This is a genomic window from Burkholderia sp. MSMB1072 (genome assembly GCF_001524725.1).
Lineage (GTDB): Bacteria > Pseudomonadota > Gammaproteobacteria > Burkholderiales > Burkholderiaceae > Burkholderia.
Window position 1 is genome coordinate 22,839 of record NZ_LOYC01000017.1, and the last position, 17,385, is coordinate 40,223.

20 protein-coding genes are annotated in these 17,385 nt (G+C 66.6%); 16 read left to right on the plus strand and 4 right to left on the minus strand.

Features of this window, described 5'->3' with window-relative positions; translation table 11 throughout:
• Positions 1-21: 21 nt before the first annotated feature.
• From WS89_RS08650 to ftsB, 5 genes are all read left to right on the plus strand, one after another.
• On the plus strand, positions 22-867 hold the full coding sequence (locus WS89_RS08650; RefSeq protein ID WP_059505778.1) for an alpha/beta fold hydrolase: 846 nt from the start codon (positions 22-24) through the stop codon (positions 865-867).
• Between the two features lie 180 nt (positions 868-1,047).
• Entirely contained in the window at positions 1,048-2,706 is a 1,659-nt protein-coding gene (locus tag WS89_RS08655) for a CTP synthase (RefSeq protein WP_059790498.1), read from the plus strand.
• Positions 2,703-3,557, plus strand: a complete 855-nt coding sequence (kdsA, locus tag WS89_RS08660; RefSeq protein ID WP_059790500.1) for a 3-deoxy-8-phosphooctulonate synthase — start codon at positions 2,703-2,705, stop codon at positions 3,555-3,557. Before WS89_RS08655 ends, kdsA begins: the two co-directional genes overlap by 4 nt.
• A 106-nt stretch (positions 3,558-3,663) precedes the next feature.
• A complete protein-coding gene (gene eno / locus WS89_RS08665; protein WP_006478406.1) occupies positions 3,664-4,947 on the plus strand; it encodes a phosphopyruvate hydratase in 1,284 nt (427 codons plus the stop codon).
• A gap of 81 nt (positions 4,948-5,028) precedes the next feature.
• Complete coding sequence (gene ftsB, locus WS89_RS08670; RefSeq protein ID WP_059505783.1) at positions 5,029-5,454, plus strand: cell division protein FtsB; 426 nt, start codon at positions 5,029-5,031, stop codon at positions 5,452-5,454.
• An 89-nt stretch (positions 5,455-5,543) separates the two neighbouring features.
• Here the strand turns inward: ftsB and WS89_RS08675 are convergent, their stop codons facing one another.
• The 3 genes from WS89_RS08675 to WS89_RS08685 all read right to left on the minus strand — a co-directional run bounded on the left by WS89_RS08675 (position 5,544) and on the right by WS89_RS08685 (position 7,564).
• A complete protein-coding gene (locus WS89_RS08675; RefSeq protein ID WP_059790502.1) occupies positions 5,544-5,909 on the minus strand; it encodes a hypothetical protein in 366 nt (121 codons plus the stop codon).
• A gap of 154 nt (positions 5,910-6,063) precedes the next feature.
• Complete coding sequence (gene hslO, locus WS89_RS08680) at positions 6,064-7,014, minus strand: Hsp33 family molecular chaperone HslO (protein ID WP_034207735.1); 951 nt, start codon at positions 7,012-7,014, stop codon at positions 6,064-6,066.
• A gap of 25 nt (positions 7,015-7,039) precedes the next feature.
• On the minus strand, positions 7,040-7,564 hold the full coding sequence (locus WS89_RS08685) for a gamma carbonic anhydrase family protein (RefSeq protein ID WP_059505788.1): 525 nt from the start codon (positions 7,562-7,564) through the stop codon (positions 7,040-7,042).
• A 144-nt stretch (positions 7,565-7,708) separates the two neighbouring features.
• Here WS89_RS08685 and WS89_RS08690 point away from each other — a divergent pair, with 144 nt between their 5' ends.
• The 11 genes from WS89_RS08690 to WS89_RS34190 all read left to right on the plus strand — a co-directional run bounded on the left by WS89_RS08690 (position 7,709) and on the right by WS89_RS34190 (position 17,083).
• Complete coding sequence (locus tag WS89_RS08690) at positions 7,709-8,566, plus strand: ferritin-like domain-containing protein (RefSeq protein ID WP_059790504.1); 858 nt, start codon at positions 7,709-7,711, stop codon at positions 8,564-8,566.
• 180 nt (positions 8,567-8,746) lie between these two features.
• The gene (locus WS89_RS08695; protein WP_059790505.1) at positions 8,747-9,637 is read left to right on the plus strand and encodes an alpha/beta fold hydrolase; all 891 of its coding nucleotides are present in this window, start codon (positions 8,747-8,749) and stop codon (positions 9,635-9,637) included.
• Between the two features lie 82 nt (positions 9,638-9,719).
• Positions 9,720-10,550: a 3',5'-nucleoside bisphosphate phosphatase gene (locus WS89_RS08700; RefSeq protein ID WP_059790784.1), complete on the plus strand. Its 831-nt coding sequence runs from the start codon at positions 9,720-9,722 to the stop codon at positions 10,548-10,550.
• Between the two features lie 72 nt (positions 10,551-10,622).
• Positions 10,623-11,255, plus strand: a complete 633-nt coding sequence (locus tag WS89_RS08705; protein WP_006478414.1) for an L-threonylcarbamoyladenylate synthase — start codon at positions 10,623-10,625, stop codon at positions 11,253-11,255.
• A gap of 47 nt (positions 11,256-11,302) precedes the next feature.
• On the plus strand, positions 11,303-11,965 hold the full coding sequence (locus WS89_RS08710; protein ID WP_034207732.1) for a site-2 protease family protein: 663 nt from the start codon (positions 11,303-11,305) through the stop codon (positions 11,963-11,965).
• An 8-nt stretch (positions 11,966-11,973) separates the two neighbouring features.
• Entirely contained in the window at positions 11,974-13,176 is a 1,203-nt protein-coding gene (locus WS89_RS08715; protein ID WP_006487046.1) for a tryptophan--tRNA ligase, read from the plus strand.
• Positions 13,177-13,184: 8 nt separating this feature from the next.
• The gene (locus WS89_RS08720) at positions 13,185-13,787 is read left to right on the plus strand and encodes a class I SAM-dependent methyltransferase (protein ID WP_059790507.1); all 603 of its coding nucleotides are present in this window, start codon (positions 13,185-13,187) and stop codon (positions 13,785-13,787) included.
• Positions 13,788-13,833: 46 nt separating this feature from the next.
• Positions 13,834-14,739: a 4-hydroxy-tetrahydrodipicolinate synthase gene (gene dapA, locus WS89_RS08725; protein ID WP_059505795.1), complete on the plus strand. Its 906-nt coding sequence runs from the start codon at positions 13,834-13,836 to the stop codon at positions 14,737-14,739.
• A 111-nt stretch (positions 14,740-14,850) separates the two neighbouring features.
• On the plus strand, positions 14,851-15,996 hold the full coding sequence (gene bamC, locus WS89_RS08730) for an outer membrane protein assembly factor BamC (protein WP_059790509.1): 1,146 nt from the start codon (positions 14,851-14,853) through the stop codon (positions 15,994-15,996).
• Positions 15,997-16,000: 4 nt separating this feature from the next.
• Complete coding sequence (locus tag WS89_RS08735) at positions 16,001-16,777, plus strand: MBL fold metallo-hydrolase (protein ID WP_059505799.1); 777 nt, start codon at positions 16,001-16,003, stop codon at positions 16,775-16,777.
• A gap of 102 nt (positions 16,778-16,879) precedes the next feature.
• A complete protein-coding gene (locus tag WS89_RS34190; RefSeq protein WP_006487056.1) occupies positions 16,880-17,083 on the plus strand; it encodes a hypothetical protein in 204 nt (67 codons plus the stop codon).
• On the opposite strand, the gene WS89_RS34910 is transcribed toward WS89_RS34190, so the two are convergent.
• On the minus strand, positions 17,084-17,329 hold the full coding sequence (locus WS89_RS34910; protein ID WP_011657350.1) for a hypothetical protein: 246 nt from the start codon (positions 17,327-17,329) through the stop codon (positions 17,084-17,086).
• Between the last annotated feature and the right edge of the window lie 56 nt (positions 17,330-17,385).

A 17,385-nucleotide genomic window follows, 5' to 3' on the forward strand; every position in this document is an offset into this window, starting at 1 on the left:
CGACAAAGGAGACATCGGCATTTGAAGGACATCCTCCACTTCTCGCATGCGAACGGCTTCCCGGCGTCGACATACCGGACGATCTTCGCCGAACTGGCCGACGATTACGAGCTGCGCTACATCGAACGGATCGGTCACGACCGCCGCTACCCGGTGACGCGCGACTGGCCGCATCTCGTCGAGCAACTGCTCGACGACATCGGCAGCCGCTACGAGCGCCCGGTCTGGCTCGTCGGCCATTCGCTCGGCGGCTACCTGTCGTTGATGGCCGCGCTGAAGAAGCCGCAGTGGGTGCGCGGCGTCGTGATGATCGATTCGCCGATCATCGCGGGCTGGCGTGCCGGCGCGCTGCGCGCGAGCCAGTGGGCGGGGCTCGACGAGCGGCTGTCGCCGGCCGCGGCCACGCGCAACCGGCGCACGCGCTGGATGAGCCGCGACGAAGTCTGGCGGCACTTTCGCGAGAAGCCCGCGTTCGCGCGCTGGGACGAACGGATGCTCGCCGACTATATCGACCACGGGATCCCGCAGGCCGGCGCCGACGGCGAGCGCGCGCTGGCGTTCGACCGGCAGGTCGAATACCTGATCTACCGGACGCTGCCGCACACGCTCGGCCCGCGGCTCGCGCACGGCGCGCCGGTGCCGCTCGGCTTTCTCGCCGGCACGCGCTCGCGCGAGGTCCGGCAGGTCGGGCTCGACGCGACGCGCCGTGCGACGCGCGGGCGCATCGAATGGATCGAAGGGAGCCACCTGTTCCCGATGGAGCGGCCGATCGAGACCGCCCGCGCATTGCAGCGGATGCTGAATTCGCTGAAGGCGGAAGAGGGCAGCGCTTCGCTGGCCGGTGCGCCGATCGCGAGGCGCGCCTGACGCTTCGTCCGGCGACAGGAACGCCCGCCGGCGCATGCGTGCGGCGCCGACCGGCCGGCCGGTTCGCACCGGCGCGCACGGTTGGTGCGGGTCGGCACGAAAGGGCGCGATCATCGCGTCAATTGCTGAGAGAAGGGCGGGCTTTACGGTATAATCCGTTTTTCCCGCGAGCATCCAGCGATGACCAAATATGTTTTCGTCACCGGCGGCGTAGTTTCTTCCCTCGGCAAGGGTATTGCCGCCGCCTCTCTCGCCGCGATCCTCGAATCGCGCGGTCTGAAAGTCACCCTCCTCAAACTCGATCCCTACATCAACGTCGACCCCGGCACGATGAGCCCGTTTCAGCACGGCGAAGTATTCGTGACGGAAGACGGAGCGGAGACCGACCTCGACCTCGGCCACTATGAGCGCTTCATCAGCACGAAGATGCGCAAGGCCAACAACTTCACGACCGGCCAGATCTACGAATCGGTGATCCGCAAGGAACGCCGCGGCGACTATCTCGGCAAGACCGTGCAGGTGATTCCGCACATCACGAACGAAATCCAGGCGTTCATCGAGCGCGGGGCGGCATCGGCCACCTGCGGCGAGCCGGACGTCGCGATCGTCGAGATCGGCGGCACGGTCGGCGACATCGAATCGCTGCCGTTCCTCGAGGCCGCGCGCCAGATGAGCCTGCGCCTCGGCCGCAACAGCGCGTGCTTCGTGCACCTGACGCTCGTGCCGTACGTCGCGACGGCCGGCGAGCTGAAGACGAAGCCGACCCAGCACAGCGTGCAGAAGCTGCGCGAGATCGGCATCCTGCCGCACGTGCTGCTGTGCCGTGCGGATCGCCGCATTCCCGACGACGAATCGAAGAAGATCTCGATGTTCTCGAACGTGCCCGAAGACGCCGTGATCTCGGTGTGGGACGCCGACAGCATCTACAAGATTCCGCAGATGCTGCACGACCAGGGCCTCGACCGGATCATCTGCGAAGAGCTGAAGCTGTCGCCGAAGGACGCCGACCTGAGCATGTGGTCGACGCTCGTCGAAAAGCTCGAGAACCCGAAGCACGAAGTGACGATCGGCATGGTCGGCAAGTACGTCGACCTGACCGAGTCGTACAAGTCGCTGATCGAGGCGCTGCGCCATGCGTCGATCCACACGTCGACCAAGGTCAACATCGAGTACATCGATTCGGAAGAGCTCGAGGCGAACGGTGTCGACAGCCTGAAGCATCTCGACGCCGTGCTGGTGCCGGGCGGTTTCGGCCGTCGCGGCACGGAAGGCAAGATCGCGGCGGTCCGCTATGCGCGCGAGTCGAAGGTGCCGTACCTCGGCATCTGCCTCGGCATGCAGCTCGCGGTGATCGAATTCGCGCGCGACGTCGTCGGCCTGAAGCAGGCGAACAGCACGGAATTCGATCCGGACACGCCGGAGCGCGTGGTCGCGCTGATCACCGAATGGTACGACCGCGAAGGCAAGGTCGAGACGCGCACCGAGGAATCCGACCTCGGCGGCACGATGCGCCTGGGTTCGCAGCGCTGCCCGATCAAGCCGGGCACGATGGCGGAAGAAATCTACGGCAAGGACGTGAACGAGCGCCATCGCCACCGTTATGAAGTCAATAACCGCTTCGTGCCCCAGCTCGAAGCCGGCGGCCTTATCATCAGCGCCCGTACCCCGAGCGAGGATCTGCCGGAAATGATGGAGCTGCCGCGCTCGATGCACCCGTGGTTCGTCGGCGTCCAGTTCCACCCGGAATTCACGTCCACGCCGCGTGACGGTCATCCGCTGTTCAAGTCGTTCGTCGAAGCCGCGCTCGCCAACAAGCAAGCGCGCGGAGTGCAAGCATGAAGCTGTGCGATTTCGAGGTCGGTCTCGACAAGCCTTTCTTCCTGATCGCGGGTACCTGCGTCGTCGAATCGGAGCAAATGACGATCGACACGGCCGGCCGCCTGAAGGAGATCTGCGAGAAGCTGAACGTTCCGTTCATCTACAAGTCGTCCTACGACAAGGCAAACCGCAGCTCGGGCAAATCGTTTCGCGGCCTCGGAATGGACGAGGGCCTGCGGATCCTGTCCGAGGTGAAGCGCCAGCTCGGCCTGCCGGTGCTGACGGACGTGCATTCGATCGACGAGATCGAGCAGGTCGCGTCGGTCGTCGACGTGCTGCAGACGCCGGCGTTCCTGTGCCGTCAGACCGATTTCATCCATGCATGCGCGCGCTCGGGCAAGCCCGTCAACATCAAGAAGGGCCAGTTCCTCGCACCGCACGACATGAAGAACGTGATCGACAAGGCGCGCGACGCGGCACGTGAAGCCGGTCTGTCGGAAGATCGTTTCATGGCGTGCGAGCGCGGCGTCTCGTTCGGCTACAACAATCTCGTGTCGGACATGCGTTCGCTCGCGATCATGCGCGAGACGAACGCGCCGGTCGTGTTCGATGCGACCCACTCGGTGCAGTTGCCGGGCGGCCAGGGCACGAGCTCGGGCGGCCAGCGCGAATTCGTGCCGGTGCTCGCACGTGCGGCGGTCGCGACGGGCGTCGCGGGCCTTTTCATGGAAACGCATCCGAATCCGGCCGAGGCGAAGTCGGACGGCCCGAACGCGGTGCCGCTGAACCGGATGGGTGCGTTGCTGGAGACGCTCGTCACGCTCGACCAGGCGGTGAAGCGCAGCCCGTTCCTGGAAAACGATTTCAATTAAAGATCGAATGAACCTTGCGACGGCTTTGCGCGTCTGTAGCGAAAGCGGTTCCGGTCCGCACGCCGTCGCAGTTTGAAGAATCCATCGTCATTCTCAGAGGAAACCCATGAGTGCAATCGTAGATATCATCGGCCGCGAGATTCTGGATTCGCGCGGCAACCCCACCGTCGAATGCGACGTGCTGCTCGAATCGGGCACGATGGGCCGCGCGGCGGTGCCGTCGGGCGCGTCCACCGGCTCGCGTGAAGCGATCGAACTGCGCGACGGCGAAGCCGGCCGCTACAACGGCAAGGGCGTGCTGAAGGCGGTCGAGCACATCAACACCGAAATCTCCGAAGCCATCATGGGCCTCGACGCGTCGGAACAGGCGTTCCTCGACAAGACGCTGCTCGAGCTGGACGGCACCGACAACAAGTCGCGCCTCGGCGCGAACGCGATGCTGGCCGTGTCGATGGCCGTCGCGAAGGCAGCAGCCGAAGAAGCCGGCCTGCCGCTGTACCGCTACTTCGGCGGCTCGGGCGCGATGCAACTGCCGGTGCCGATGATGAACATCGTCAACGGCGGCGCGCACGCGAACAACAGCCTGGACATCCAGGAATTCATGATCGTCCCGGTCAGCCAGCCGACGTTCCGTGAAGCGCTGCGTTGCGGCGCGGAAGTGTTCCACGCGCTGAAGAAGATCCTGAGCGACCGCGGCATGAGCACGGCCGTCGGCGACGAAGGCGGTTTCGCACCGAACTTCGGCAGCAACGACGAGTGCCTGTCGACGATCCTGCAGGCGATCGAGAAGGCCGGCTACCGTGCGGGCGAAGACGTGCTGCTCGCGCTCGACTGCGCGGCATCCGAGTTCTACCACGACGGCAAATACCAGCTCGCGGGCGAAGGCCTGCAACTGTCGTCGGCCGAATTCACCGACTACCTCGCGACGCTCGCCGACAAGTTCCCGATCGTGTCGATCGAGGACGGCATGCATGAAAGCGACTGGGACGGCTGGAAGCTCTTGACCGACCGCCTCGGCAAGAAGGTGCAGCTCGTCGGCGACGACCTGTTCGTCACGAACACGCGCATCCTGAAGGAAGGCATCGAGAAGGGCATCGCGAACTCGATCCTCATCAAGATCAACCAGATCGGTACGCTGACCGAAACGTTCGCGGCGATCGAAATGGCGAAGCGCGCGGGCTACACGGCCGTGATCTCGCACCGCTCGGGCGAAACGGAAGATTCGACGATCGCGGACATCGCGGTCGGCCTGAACGCCGGTCAGATCAAGACGGGTTCGCTGTCGCGCAGCGACCGCATCTCGAAGTACAACCAGTTGCTGCGCATCGAGGAAGATCTCGGCGACATCGCGAGCTACCCGGGCAAATCGGCTTTCTATAACCTGCGCTAACGCGCTACTATCGGGTTCGTCATCTCGACGCCGCTCTGTGCCTGTGCGCGGAGCGGCGCTTCTTATATCTGCGTCTCTTACATGCGGCTTGTCACTGTCGTCCTGATTGCCTTGCTGGCGCTCATTCAGTACCCCCTATGGTGGGGACACGGCGGCTGGCTGCGGGTGCACGAACTGCGTCAGCAGCTCGACGACCAACTTCAGAAGAACGCGGACGAGAAGCTGCGCAACGAGCGCACCGCCGGTGAAGTGCAGGACCTGCAGAGCGGCACTGCGGCGATCGAGGAGCGTGCGCGCTACGAGATGGGCATGGTGAAGGACGGCGAAGTATTCGTGCAGTTCGTGTCGCCGAATGCGCCTGCCGGGCCGCCGAACAACACGCCGTCGAATACGTCGACGCGCGGTACCGTGTCCGCGGCGCCCGTGCGGGTCGTGCCGAATCCGCAGTCGATCGCGAAGCCGTCGCGCCATCATGGCGGCGACAAGGGCAAGGCGGCGCATCACTGAGCGCGATACGTCGAATCCATTGAAAAAGCGCGGGAAATGCCGCGCTTTTTTATTTCCTGCCAGTGATCAATCGGTCGGGCGATGCGAGCTCACCACCACCAGCCCGGATAGCCGTAACTGATGCCCGTGCCCCAGCGATTGCCCCAACCGCCGTAATACCCGCCGTAGACCGTCACGGGCGGCGGCGAGTAATAGGCCCACGCGCGCGCGGCCGCTTCGGCTGCCATCGCGCTGTTCTGCTCGCGCAGGACCTGTTGATCGATCTCGTCGTAGCGCTTGCGTTCGGCGCTCGACAGCACGGGCGGCTGGCCACCCGACGCGCCCGGTTCGGGCAGGCGGCTCAGAATCGTGGAAGTCGGCGGCGGCATCGCGCAGCCGGCAAGCGCGAGCGTGCCGGCGGCCATGCCCGTCAGGACGATGGTGCGGATGGTGCAAAAGCGGCGGGGGCGATTCATGTGTTTCTCCTGCGGCGCGCCGACCGTGGAAAGCGGCTGGCACGAAAGGCCGGGCCTCCGGCGCCCGAGCCGCGCATGCGGCGCTCGTGCGTCATTATGCGCCCGTGCCGCGCCGGTGGCGGGCACGGGCGCGCGGCTCACACGGGCGCGCGGCTCAGTGACGCTGGTCGGTCGCCGGCGCGATGCCGGTTTCGACACCGGGCGCCGCGAACAGTTGCGCGACGTCGACCGGATCGAACTCGTAGCGCTGGTTGCAGAACTCGCAGTGGATCTCGACGTGGCCGCGCTCGACGATCACGCTGTCGACTTCTTCGCGACCGAGCATGCGCAACATCGCACCGACCTTCTCGCGCGAGCACGAACACTGGAAGCGCGTGCCGGCCGGTTCGAAGTGCTGCACGTTTTCCTGCCAGAACAGCCGGCGGAACACGACTTCCGGTTCGACCTCGAGCAGCTCCTTCGCGGACAGCGTGCCGCCGAGCGTGCACACGCGCTCCCACGTGTCGATATCGGTTTCGGCGTTGCGCGGTACGATGCCGCCGTCGCCTGGCAGCTTCTGCAGCAGCATGCCGACTGCGCGGTCGCGATCGGCCGCGAGCCACAGCCGCGTGTCGAGCTGCTCCGAGTGATGCATGTAGTGCTCGAGTACCTGCGACACCGATTCGAGCGGGCCGTCGACGCCGTTCAGCGGCACGATGCCCTGATACGGCTGCTGGCCCGGCAGCTTGTCGGCCGGGTCGAGCGTGATCACGCAGCGGCCGTGGCCGCTCGCATTGACGAGCGCCGCGAAACGCGTGTCGTCGCCGATCGTCTGCGCGGCGTCACCCGAGAACTTCGCGGTGGCCCGCATCGACAGATCGGACCCGCACTGGACGACCAGCATCTGGACCGGCCCGTCGCCGAAGATCTGCATGATCAGGGTGCCGTGAAATTTCAGGTTCGCGGACAGCAGCGCGCACGCGGCCATCATCTCGCCGAGCACCGTGCGCACGGGGGCAGGGTAGTCGCGGCGGGCGAGTACTTCCTGCCACGTGTTGCGCAGCGAAACGATCTCGCCGCGCACAGGCGCCGCATTGAACATGAATTTCTGTAACTGGTCGCTCACTCTTCTTCCTTGAAATCCGTGCGAATCACCCGATCCGCACGAGTTGCTCCTTGAAATGCGCGCGTCGCTCGACATACGTCTTCGCGTTCGCGCGCAGCCGCGCGACGTCTTCGTCCGACAGCTCGCGCACGACTTTCGCCGGTGCGCCGAGAATCAGCGAGTTGTCCGGGAACGTCTTGCCTTCCGTGACGACCGCGCCGGCACCGACCAGACAGTTGCGGCCGATGACCGCTCCATTCAAGACCACCGCCTGAATCCCGATCAGCGAGCCTTCACCGATCGTGCAGCCGTGCAGCATGGCCTGGTGCCCGATCGTCACGTTCTCGGCAATCGTCAGCGGAAAGCCCGGGTCGGTATGCAGGACCGCCCCTTCCTGGACGTTGCTGCCGACGCCGACCGTAATCGTCTCGTTGTCGCCGCGAATCGTCGCGCCGAACCACACGCTCGCGTTTTCCTCGAGCACGACCTTGCCGATGATGGCCGCCGTATCGGCGACGAATACGCTTTCGTGGATCGTCGGGGCCGTCTCGCCCAGCTTGTAGATCGTCACGGAGTCTCCTTGTCTCTTCGATGACGGGCGCCGGTAGAATGGCGCGTCCGGTTTGCCCGGCGCATGGCGCCGCGGAACAAACGCATATTGTAAACCGTCGTGTGCTTGTGCTCCCGCGATGCGTACGCAAGGTGTCCCCGTTTTATGAGCATCGTGTCTTCTTCTTTCGGCCAGGTGCCGACCTGTGTGCGCAGCGTGGCGCTCGATGCGCTGCGTGTTGCCGAGCCGACGGCCAAGGCCGCGCAGGTGCGCGCGCTGCACGATGCGCTGCGGGCCGGGCAGGCCGCGATCGCGCCGGCGCTTCGACTGCGCGAACCGGCCGGTCTGCCCGGCCGTCCGGCGCGGCCGCCGCTCGTCGAGCCGCGCCAGCTCGAGCGGCGCAGCATGCGGTCGCCGGAAGGGCGCGCCGTGCTGCTGCACGCGCTCGCCCACATCGAGTTCAATGCGATCAACCTCGCGCTCGACGCGGTCTGGCGCTTCGCGGGCCTGCCGGACGCGTTCTACGCGGATTGGCTGAAGGTCGCGGCCGAGGAGGCCTACCACTTCACGCTGCTGTCCGACCGGCTCGCGGCATTCGGGCACGCATACGGCGATTTTCCCGCGCACAACGGGCTGTGGGAGATGTGCGAGCGGACCCGGGACGACGTGCTGGCGCGCATGGCGCTCGTGCCGCGGACGCTCGAGGCCCGCGGGCTCGACGCGTCGCCGCCGATCCGCGCACGGCTCGTGCAGGCGGGCGACGATGCGTCGGCCGCGATCCTCGACGTGATCCTGCGCGACGAAATCGGCCACGTCGCGATCGGCAACCGCTGGTTCCGGCATTTGTGCGACGCAGCCGGCCGCGATCCCGTGCCGACTTATCGGCAGCTCGCCGAGCAATACCACGCGCCGCGGCTGCGTGGCCCGTTCAATTTCGATGCGCGACGCGACGCGGGCTTCGAGCAAGCCGAACTCGACGAACTGGCCGCGCAGGACGCGGCGGACGGACGCCCCACGCCTTAGCCGGATCACGCTCGGTTGCGTCCTCGGTGGCCGCCCGCCCGCTCGCGCGCCTGATCGACGGCGTGCTGCCCGCGGGCCCTGGGACGACCTTGCCGCTAGAGCGATACCTCGATTACCGGCGGCCGGAACCGGAGTGTCGCCGCTATAATCGAACGACCATTCTTTTTTCGGGCGGCTGCAATGAGTGCGTCGAATTCTGTTTCCGATTTCGTCACGGTGCGCGGCGTCCAGCTGCATGTGCGGCGCTGGGGCCGGCCCGATGCGCCGACGCTGTTCATGCTGCACGGGTGGATGGACGTCGCTGCGTCGTTCCAGTTCGTCGTCGATGCGCTCGCGGGCGATTGGCAGGTGATCGCGCCCGACGCGCGCGGCTTCGGGCTGTCCGACTGGCCGGTCGCGCGGCAGGGCGGCGGTCACTACTGGTTCCACGAGTACCTGGGCGACCTCGATGCGCTCGTCGACCGCTATGCGCCGAGCGGCGAGGTCAATCTGGTCGGCCACAGCATGGGCGCGAACGTCGTGTGCCTGTATGCCGGCGCGCGGCCGGAACGGGTGCGGCGCGTGGTCGACCTCGAAGGGTTCGGGCTCGCGCCTGCCCGCGCCGAACAGGCGCCGCGCCGGCTGCGCGGCTGGCTCGACGAGCTGCGCGAGCCGCCCGCGCTACGGCCGTACGCGTGCCTCGACGACGTGGCGGCGCGCCTGATCAAGACCAATCCGCGACTCGACCCGCGCCGCGCCGCGTTTCTCGCCGAACACTGGTCGAAACGCGGCGACGACGGCCTCTACCACCTGCTGGCCGACCCGGCGCACAAGATCCCGGGCCCGCTGCTGTACCGGCTCGACGAAGTGATGGCCATCTGGAAGCAGGTGCGCGCGAAGGTGCTGCACGTCGAGGCCGTCAATTCGCCGACGCTCGCGCACCTCGCAGGCGACATCCCGCTGCCCGAATTCAAGGCGCGCTTCGACGCATTCCCCGACTGGCGCGAGAAGCTCGTCGAGGATGCCGGCCACATGGTGCATCACGACCAGCCCGAGCAGATCGCGTCGCTGATCGAGGCGTTCTGCGCGTAGGCGCGTGGCGGCGCCGGCACGGCAGGCGGGCGGCGCAATTGCCGCGTTGCAGTAGAATGAGGCCTTACCTGCCATGCCGACAATGAACGCCGATCTCCACTGCCATTCCAATGTTTCCGACGGGTTGCTGTCGCCTGCCGACGTCGCGCGCCGCGCGCATGCGGGCGGCGTGACCCTGTGGGCGCTGACCGACCACGACGAGATCGGCGGCCAGGCGGCGGCGCGCAGCGAGGCGGAAGCGCTCGGCATGCGCTATCTGAGCGGCGTGGAGATTTCGGTCACGTGGGCTTCGCGCACCGTACACATCGTCGGTCTGCACATCGATCCCGCCCATCCGGCGCTGGTCGACGGCCTGTACCGCACCCGCCACGGCCGCGCGGCGCGCGCGCTGGCGATCGCGGAGCAGCTTGCGACGCTCGGCATACCCGGCGCGTACGAAGGCGCGCTGAAATACGTATCGAATCCTGACCTGATCTCACGCACGCACTTCGCGCGCTTTCTCGTCGAGAACGGCCACGCCGAATCGACGACCGACGTGTTCGACCGCCTGCTCGGCGACGGCAAGCCCGGCTTCGTCCCGCATCGCTGGGCGTCTCTGTCCGACGCGGTCGGCTGGATCCGCGCTGCCGGCGGCGAAGCGGTGGTCGCGCATCCGGGCCGTTATCGCTATACGCCGGTCGAATTCGACGCGTTCTTCGGCGAGTTCATCGATCTCGGCGGTCGCGCGATCGAGGTCGTCACGGGCAGTCACACGCCCGACCAGTACCGCGAATACGCGGACGTCGCGCGCCGCTTCGGTTTCGAAGTGTCGCGCGGCTCGGATTTCCACGCGCCGGGCGAGGGCCGCATCGAGCTCGGCGACCTGCCGCCGTTGCCGCCCGACCTGACGCCGGTCTGGGAGCGCTGGCTCTGACGCCGGGCGGCTTCGGGCCGCCCGCGTTGTCGCCGATACGCGCATCCGACTTCTCCCTCTTTACGTGTCCCCATGTCCCAGTTCTTCAGGATTCATCCGGATAATCCGCAGCCGCGCCTGATCAAGCAGGCGGTGGAAATCGTCAGCAAGGGCGGCGTGATCGCGATGCCGACCGATTCGAGCTATGCGCTCGCGTGCCATCTCGACGACAAGGATGCGGTCGAGCGCGTGCGCCGGATTCGCGGCCTCGACGAGAAGCAGCATCTGTCGCTGCTCGTGCGCGACCTGTCGGAGCTTGCCAACTTCGCGATGGTCGACAACCGCCAGTACCGGCAGATCAAGTCGGTGACGCCGGGCCCGTACGTGTTCATTCTGCAGGCGACGAAGGAGGTGCCGCGCCGGCTGTCGCACCCGTCGCGCAAGACGATCGGGTTGCGCGTGCCCGATCACGCGATCACGCTCGCGCTGCTGGAGTCGCTTGGCCAGCCGCTGCTCGGCACGACGCTGATCCTGCCGCCGGACGACGAACCGCTGAACGATCCCGAGGAAATCCGCACGCGGCTCGAGAAGCAGGTCGACCTCGTGATCGACGGCGGTGCGTGTCCGCGCGAACCGTCGACGGTGATCGACCTGACCGGCGATGCGCCCGAACTCGTCCGCGCGGGGCGCGGCGCGCTCGAACCGTTCGGGCTTTCGGCCGCATGACGCGCCGTGCCATTTTTGCGCGAGTGCGCTTGTTACAATAACGCGATATGGATGCTTCCCTGATACAGACCATCGCCGTCTACGCGCTGCCCGTGATCTTCGCGATCACGCTGCACGAGGCCGCGCATGGTTACGCCGCGCGGCTGCTCGGCGACAACACCGCCTACGCGATGGGGCGCGTGTCGTTCAATCCGATGCGCCACATCGACCCGCTCGGCACGATCGCGATTCCGCTCGCGATGTACTTCCTGACCGGCGGCGCGTTCCTGTTCGGCTATGCGAAGCCGGTGCCGGTGTCGTTCGGCAACCTGCGCAATCCGCGCTGGGGCAGCCTGTGGGTCGCGCTCGCGGGGCCGGCCTGCAACTTCGTGCAGGCGCTGGTCTGGGGCCTGCTGACCCTCGTGCTGCCGGCCGTCGGCATCGACGAGCCGTTCTTCACGCGGATGGCGTTCGCGGGCGTCAGCGCGAACCTCGTGCTCGGCGTGCTGAACCTGTTTCCGCTGCCGCCGCTCGACGGCGGCCGCATCCTGGCGGCGCTGCTGCCCACCAGGCAATCGATCGCGCTGTCGCGCATCGAGCCGTACGGTTTCATCATCGTCCTCGTGCTCGTCACGACGGGCGTGCTGACGAACTTCTGGCTGCGTCCGCTCGTCAATGTCGGCTACGCCGTGCTGAGCGCCGTCCTGTCTCCCTTCGCCTCGCTTTTCTAACGACAATCATGTTCCCAGAACGTATTTTCTCCGGCATGCGACCCACCGGGTCGCTGCACCTCGGTCATTACCACGGCGTGCTGAAAAACTGGGTGAAGCTGCAGTCCGAGTACCCGTGCTTCTTCTGCGTCGTCGACTGGCATGCGCTGACGACGCACTACGAGACGCCCGAGGTCATCGAGAAGAACGTGTGGGACGTGCTGATCGACTGGCTCGCGTCCGGCATCGACCCGGCGCAGGCGACGCTGTTCATCCAGAGCAAGGTGCCCGAGCATGCGGAACTCGCGTTGCTGCTCGGCATGAGCACGCCGCTCGGCTGGCTCGAACGCGTGCCGACCTACAAGGAGCAGATGGAGAAGCTGAAGGACAAGGATCTGTCCACCTACGGCTTCCTCGGCTACCCGGTGCTGATGGCCGCCGACATCCTGCTGTATCGCGGCTCGCTCGTGCCGGTCGGCGAAGATCAGGTGCCGCACGTCGAGATGACGCGCGAGATCGCGCGTCGCTTCAACTACCTGTACGGCCGCGAGCCCGGTTTCGAGGAGAAGGCGCTCGAAGCCGCGAAGAAGCTCGGCGGCAAGCGCGCGAAGCTCTATCACGAGTTGCGTAACGCGTATCAGCAGGAAGGCGACGACGAGGCGCTCGAACAGGCGCGCGCGATGCTGCAGGAATCGCAAAGCCTGTCGATGAGCGACCGCGAGCGCCTGTTCGGCTATCTCGAAGGCGCACGCAAGATCATCCTGGTCGAGCCGCAGGCGCTGCTGACCGAAGCGTCGCGGATGCCGGGCCTCGACGGGCAGAAGATGTCCAAGTCGTACGGCAACACGATCGGCCTGCGTGAAGACGCCGAGACGATCACGAAGAAGGTGCGCACGATGCCGACCGATCCCGCACGCGTGCGCCGCACCGATCCGGGCGATCCCGACAAGTGCCCGGTGTGGCAGCTTCACCAGGTCTATACGGACGAAGCGACGCACGAATGGGTGCAGAAGGGCTGCCGCTCGGCGGGTATCGGCTGTCTCGACTGCAAGCAGCCGGTCGTCGAAGGCATCCTGCGCGAACAGCAGCCGATGCTCGAGCGTGCGCAGAAGTACATGGACGACCCGTCGCTGTTGCGTGCGATCGTCGCGGACGGTTGCGACAAGGCGCGCAAGTACGCGACGGAAACGATGCGCGACGTGCGCGACGCGATGGGCCTGTCGTACAACTGATCCGGCGCATGAGCGAGTCCGTCATCGCCGCCGCGGGCGGCCACGTCGGCCAGGCCGAGCCGTCACGCTGGGTTGCGCAATGGGCGCGGCTCGTGCCGGTCGGCGGGGCGGTGCTCGACGTCGCGGCGGGCGGCGGCCGCCACGCGCGCTGGTTCGCGTCGCGCGGGCATCCGGTCGTCGCGCTCGACCGCGATCCGGCCGCGCTGGCCGCGTTGCGCGCGATTCCCGGTGTCGCCGCCCGCGCGGCCGATCTCGAAGGCGCGCCATGGCCGCTGCCGGCCAGCGAGCGGTTTGCGGCCGTGATCGTCACGAACTATCTGCATCGCCCGCTCTGGCCCCATCTGCTCGCTGCCGTGGCGCCGGGCGGCGTGCTGATCTACGAAACCTTCGCGCAAGGAAACGAAACGGTCGGAAAGCCGTCCAATCCCGCGTTCCTGCTCGCCCCGGGCGAGCTGCTGGATGCCGTGCGCGGCCATCTGCGGGTGGTCGCGTACGAGGACGGTTTCGTCGCAGCGCCGCGCGAGGCGTTCGTCCAGCGTCTTTGCGCAGTACGCGAGGGCGCGACCCCGACGGCGGGGGCGGGAATTCCACGTTACGAACTGCCCGGCTAATCCGCTACAATCTCAATGTTTACCGGTACACAATCAATCGCGTTTCATGGCTAACGGCACCCAAGACGGCATTCAAATCCGCGGCAGCATCCCCGCGATCGTCACCCCGATGCTCGAAGACGGCAGTCTCGACCTGCCGGCGTTTCGCAAACTGATCGACTGGCACATCGCGGAAGGCACCGATGCGCTTGTCGTCGTCGGTACGAGCGGCGAGTCGGCAACGCTCAGCGTCGAAGAGCACATTCTGATGATTCGTACGGCGGTCGAGCATGCGGCCAAACGCATCCCGATCATCGCGGGCGCGGGCGGCAATTCGACCGCGGAGGCGATCGAGCTGACGAAGCACGCGAAGGCGGTCGGCGCGGACGCGACGCTGCAGGTCGTGCCGTACTACAACAAGCCGACGCAGGAAGGCATGTACCGCCATTTCCGGACGATCGCCGAAGCGGTCGACCTGCCGGTGATCCTGTACAACGTGCCGGGCCGTACGGTCGCGGACATGGCGCACGAGACGACGCTGCGCCTCGCGCAGGTGCCGGGCATCATCGGCGTGAAGGAAGCGACCGGCAACATCGATCGCGCAGCCCACCTGATCAAGGCCGCGCCGAAGCATTTCGCGATCTACAGCGGCGACGATCCGACCGCGATCGCGCTGATGCTGCTCGGCGGCCACGGCAACATCTCGGTGACCGCGAACGTCGCGCCGCGCGCAATGAGCGAGCTGTGCCGCGCGGCGCTGGCCGGCGACGTGCAGACGGCCCGCACGCTGCACATGAAGCTGCTGTCGCTGCACAAGAACCTGTTCATCGAAGCGAACCCGATCCCGGTGAAGTGGGCGCTGCAGGCGATGGGCAAGATGCAGGGCGGCATCCGGCTGCCGCTCACGGCGCTCGACGAGCGCTGCCACGATGCCGTGCGTTCGGCCCTCGTCGAGGCCGGCGTTCTCGCCTGATGCCGAGGTGGCCGCGTCCTGCGGCCGCCGGCTCGACCCCTGATCAACCCGCACCGGCCGGCTCCGTCCGGCGCCGCTCCTGACGAGCGTTCTAGCAAGACGAAGGATTTCATGAAACGTTTCGCCTTTTCCTCTCGTGCCATCCAGTTGTCGGTGATGGCGCTGGCGCTGGGCGCGCTCGCTGGCTGCGATACGCTGAACGACTACCTGGCCCCTGACCGGGTCAACTACAAGAACACGGGCTCGGCGCCGCCGCTCGCGGTGCCGAGCGACCTGAAGCCGGTGCCGACGACGCAGCAGTTCGTCGCGCCGCCGACCAATGCCGGGCTCGGCACGCTGCCGCCGCGGGCCACGACGCAGGCCGGCAACGCGACCGACGGCATCCCGAGCGCGCAGGATCCGCTCGGCATGCACATCGAGCGCGACGGCGATCGCCGCTGGCTCGTCGTCGACGGCCGGACGCCCGAGCAACTGTGGCCGATCCTGAAGGAGTTCTGGCAGGAGAACGGCTTCTCGCTGAAGACCGATGCGCCGTCGACGGGCATCATGGCCACCGACTGGGCCGAGAACCGCGCGAACATTCCGGACGACTGGTTCCGCCGCACGATCGGCAAGGTCATCGATTTCGCCTATTCGTCGGGTACGCGCGACCGCTTCCGCACGCTCGTGAACCGTACGCCGGACGGCAACACCGACATCTCGATCACGCACAGCGCGATGGAAGAAATGATGGTCGGCCCGCAGGGCGGCACGTCGTCGCGCTGGGAAGAGCGTCCGCGCAACCCGGTGCTCGAAGCCGTGTTCCTGTCGAAGCTGATGCAGAAGTTCGGCCTGACCGACGCGCAGGCGAAGCAGCTGCTGACCGATGCGCGCCCCGCGACGGTGCCGGCGCAGGTCGCCGACACGAGCGGCGGTGCGGCGACGCTGCAACTGGCCGAGTCGTTCGACCGCGCGTGGCTGCGCGTGGGCCTGGCGCTCGACCGGACCAACTTCACGGTCGACAATCGCGACCGCGAGAAGGGGGTATATACCGTGCGCTACGCGAACTCGATGGAAGAGCTCAAGCGTGACGGCCTGTTCGGCAAGCTGTTCTACGGCGGCCCGTCGGCGGCCAAGCCCGGCAAGGAATATCTGATCAACGTGCGCGCGCAGGGCAATGGCGGTACGCAGGTCGCCGTGGTCGGCGCGGACGGCCAGGTCGACAACTCGTCGGACGCGCAGCGGCTCATCTCGCTGCTGCACGCGCAACTGAACTGAGCGCGTGCGATTCGCCAGCCTCGGAAGCGGCAGCGAGGGCAACGCGCTGGTCGTCGAGGCCACGAGCGGCACGACGACCACCCGCGTGCTGCTCGACTGCGGCTTTTCCGCCAAGGAGGTCGAGCGCCGGCTCGGCCGACTGAATCTCTGCATCGCCGATCTCGATGCGATCCTCATTACCCACGAACATAGCGACCATGTCGGCAGTGCGCTGACGCTCGCACGCCGTGCGTCGCTGCCGCTCTACATGAGCTGGGGCACCGCGCGCGCGGTCGGCGCGGACGAGGCCGATGTCGATCTCCACGTGCTGTGGGGCGACGAGACGGCCGCGATACGCGATCTGGCCGTGATGCCCTATACGGTCCCCCACGATGCGCGGGAACCGCTCCAGTTCGTCTTCACGGACGGAAACCGCCGGCTCGGAGTGCTGACGGACGTCGGGATGGCCACGCCGCACATCACGGCCGTCCTGAGCGGCTGTGACGCGCTGGTGCTCGAATCCAACCACGATACCGCGATGCTGGCTGCCAGCCGCTATCCGCAGTCGCTGAAGGCGCGGATCGGCGGCAACCACGGCCACCTGAGCAACGACGCGGCGGCCGACATCCTCGCGTCGCTCGAACGTAGCCGTCTCCAGCATCTGGTCGCGGCCCATCTGAGCCAGCAGAACAACCTGCCGGAACTGGCCCGCCAGGCGTTCGGCGGCGTGCTCGGGACGGACGGGGAAGACGTGATCGTGGCCTCGCAGGACGCGGGCTTCGACTGGCTGATGCTCGGATGAGCGGGGCGGGACCGCTGCGGCGGCTCCAGGCGGCTGCCGGGCGCTCGATTCGAAAGCGGCAGACGTAAAAAAACCGGCCCTCGGGCCGGTTTTTTTCAGCTGATGCTGAAGGCTTACTGGCTTGCGCCCGAAGCCGGAGCAGCCGTCGCTGCCGAAGCAGCCGACGCCACTGCAGCAGCAGCGTCGCTCGCAGCAGCCGTTGCCGACGAAGCAGCAGCCGAAGCGTCGCTCGCAGCACCAGCAACTGCCGAAGCAGCCGACGAAGCAGCAGCAGCCGCGTCGCTTGCAGCCGACGAAGCAGCTTGATCAGCGCTCTTGTTGCAAGCAGCCAGTGCAACAGCAGCCAACAGGGAAGCTACGAGGAGGGATTTCTTCATGATCACGTCCTTTTATGGTTAAAGGTAAGCAACAGCGCGAAACAATACCGGTAATGTGCTCCAACACCGACCTGGGCCGCTGGTGGAGACGCACTTCTAGAGCGTGAATCTTCCCTACGGCTTGGGCGGAAATTATATGCACTTTCCTATCGACCGTCGACAAATGCGGGGTCAATACGTTGTCTTTCCCATACAGAATTTGATCTGTACGGGCATACGGGGCGACTCACA

What these genes read in the sequence shown, in the direction of transcription:
- WS89_RS08710 (WP_034207732.1), top strand. Translation starts at nt 11,303, where the DNA reads ATGGATGCTTCCCTGATACAGACCATCGCCGTCTACGCGCTGCCCGTG.
- WS89_RS08655 (WP_059790498.1), top strand. Translation starts at nt 1,048, where the DNA reads ATGACCAAATATGTTTTCGTCACCGGCGGCGTAGTTTCTTCCCTCGGC.
- bamC (WP_059790509.1), top strand. Translation starts at nt 14,851, where the DNA reads ATGAAACGTTTCGCCTTTTCCTCTCGTGCCATCCAGTTGTCGGTGATG.
- WS89_RS08720 (WP_059790507.1), top strand. Translation starts at nt 13,185, where the DNA reads ATGAGCGAGTCCGTCATCGCCGCCGCGGGCGGCCACGTCGGCCAGGCC.
- kdsA (WP_059790500.1), top strand. Translation starts at nt 2,703, where the DNA reads ATGAAGCTGTGCGATTTCGAGGTCGGTCTCGACAAGCCTTTCTTCCTG.
- WS89_RS34190 (WP_006487056.1), top strand. Translation starts at nt 16,880, where the DNA reads ATGCTGAAGGCTTACTGGCTTGCGCCCGAAGCCGGAGCAGCCGTCGCT.
- WS89_RS08700 (WP_059790784.1), top strand. Translation starts at nt 9,720, where the DNA reads ATGAACGCCGATCTCCACTGCCATTCCAATGTTTCCGACGGGTTGCTG.
- WS89_RS08695 (WP_059790505.1), top strand. Translation starts at nt 8,747, where the DNA reads ATGAGTGCGTCGAATTCTGTTTCCGATTTCGTCACGGTGCGCGGCGTC.
- WS89_RS08705 (WP_006478414.1), top strand. Translation starts at nt 10,623, where the DNA reads ATGTCCCAGTTCTTCAGGATTCATCCGGATAATCCGCAGCCGCGCCTG.
- WS89_RS08715 (WP_006487046.1), top strand. Translation starts at nt 11,974, where the DNA reads ATGTTCCCAGAACGTATTTTCTCCGGCATGCGACCCACCGGGTCGCTG.
- ftsB (WP_059505783.1), top strand. Translation starts at nt 5,029, where the DNA reads ATGCGGCTTGTCACTGTCGTCCTGATTGCCTTGCTGGCGCTCATTCAG.
- WS89_RS08690 (WP_059790504.1), top strand. Translation starts at nt 7,709, where the DNA reads ATGAGCATCGTGTCTTCTTCTTTCGGCCAGGTGCCGACCTGTGTGCGC.
- WS89_RS08675 (WP_059790502.1), bottom strand. Translation starts at nt 5,909, where the DNA reads ATGAATCGCCCCCGCCGCTTTTGCACCATCCGCACCATCGTCCTGACG.
- dapA (WP_059505795.1), top strand. Translation starts at nt 13,834, where the DNA reads ATGGCTAACGGCACCCAAGACGGCATTCAAATCCGCGGCAGCATCCCC.
- eno (WP_006478406.1), top strand. Translation starts at nt 3,664, where the DNA reads ATGAGTGCAATCGTAGATATCATCGGCCGCGAGATTCTGGATTCGCGC.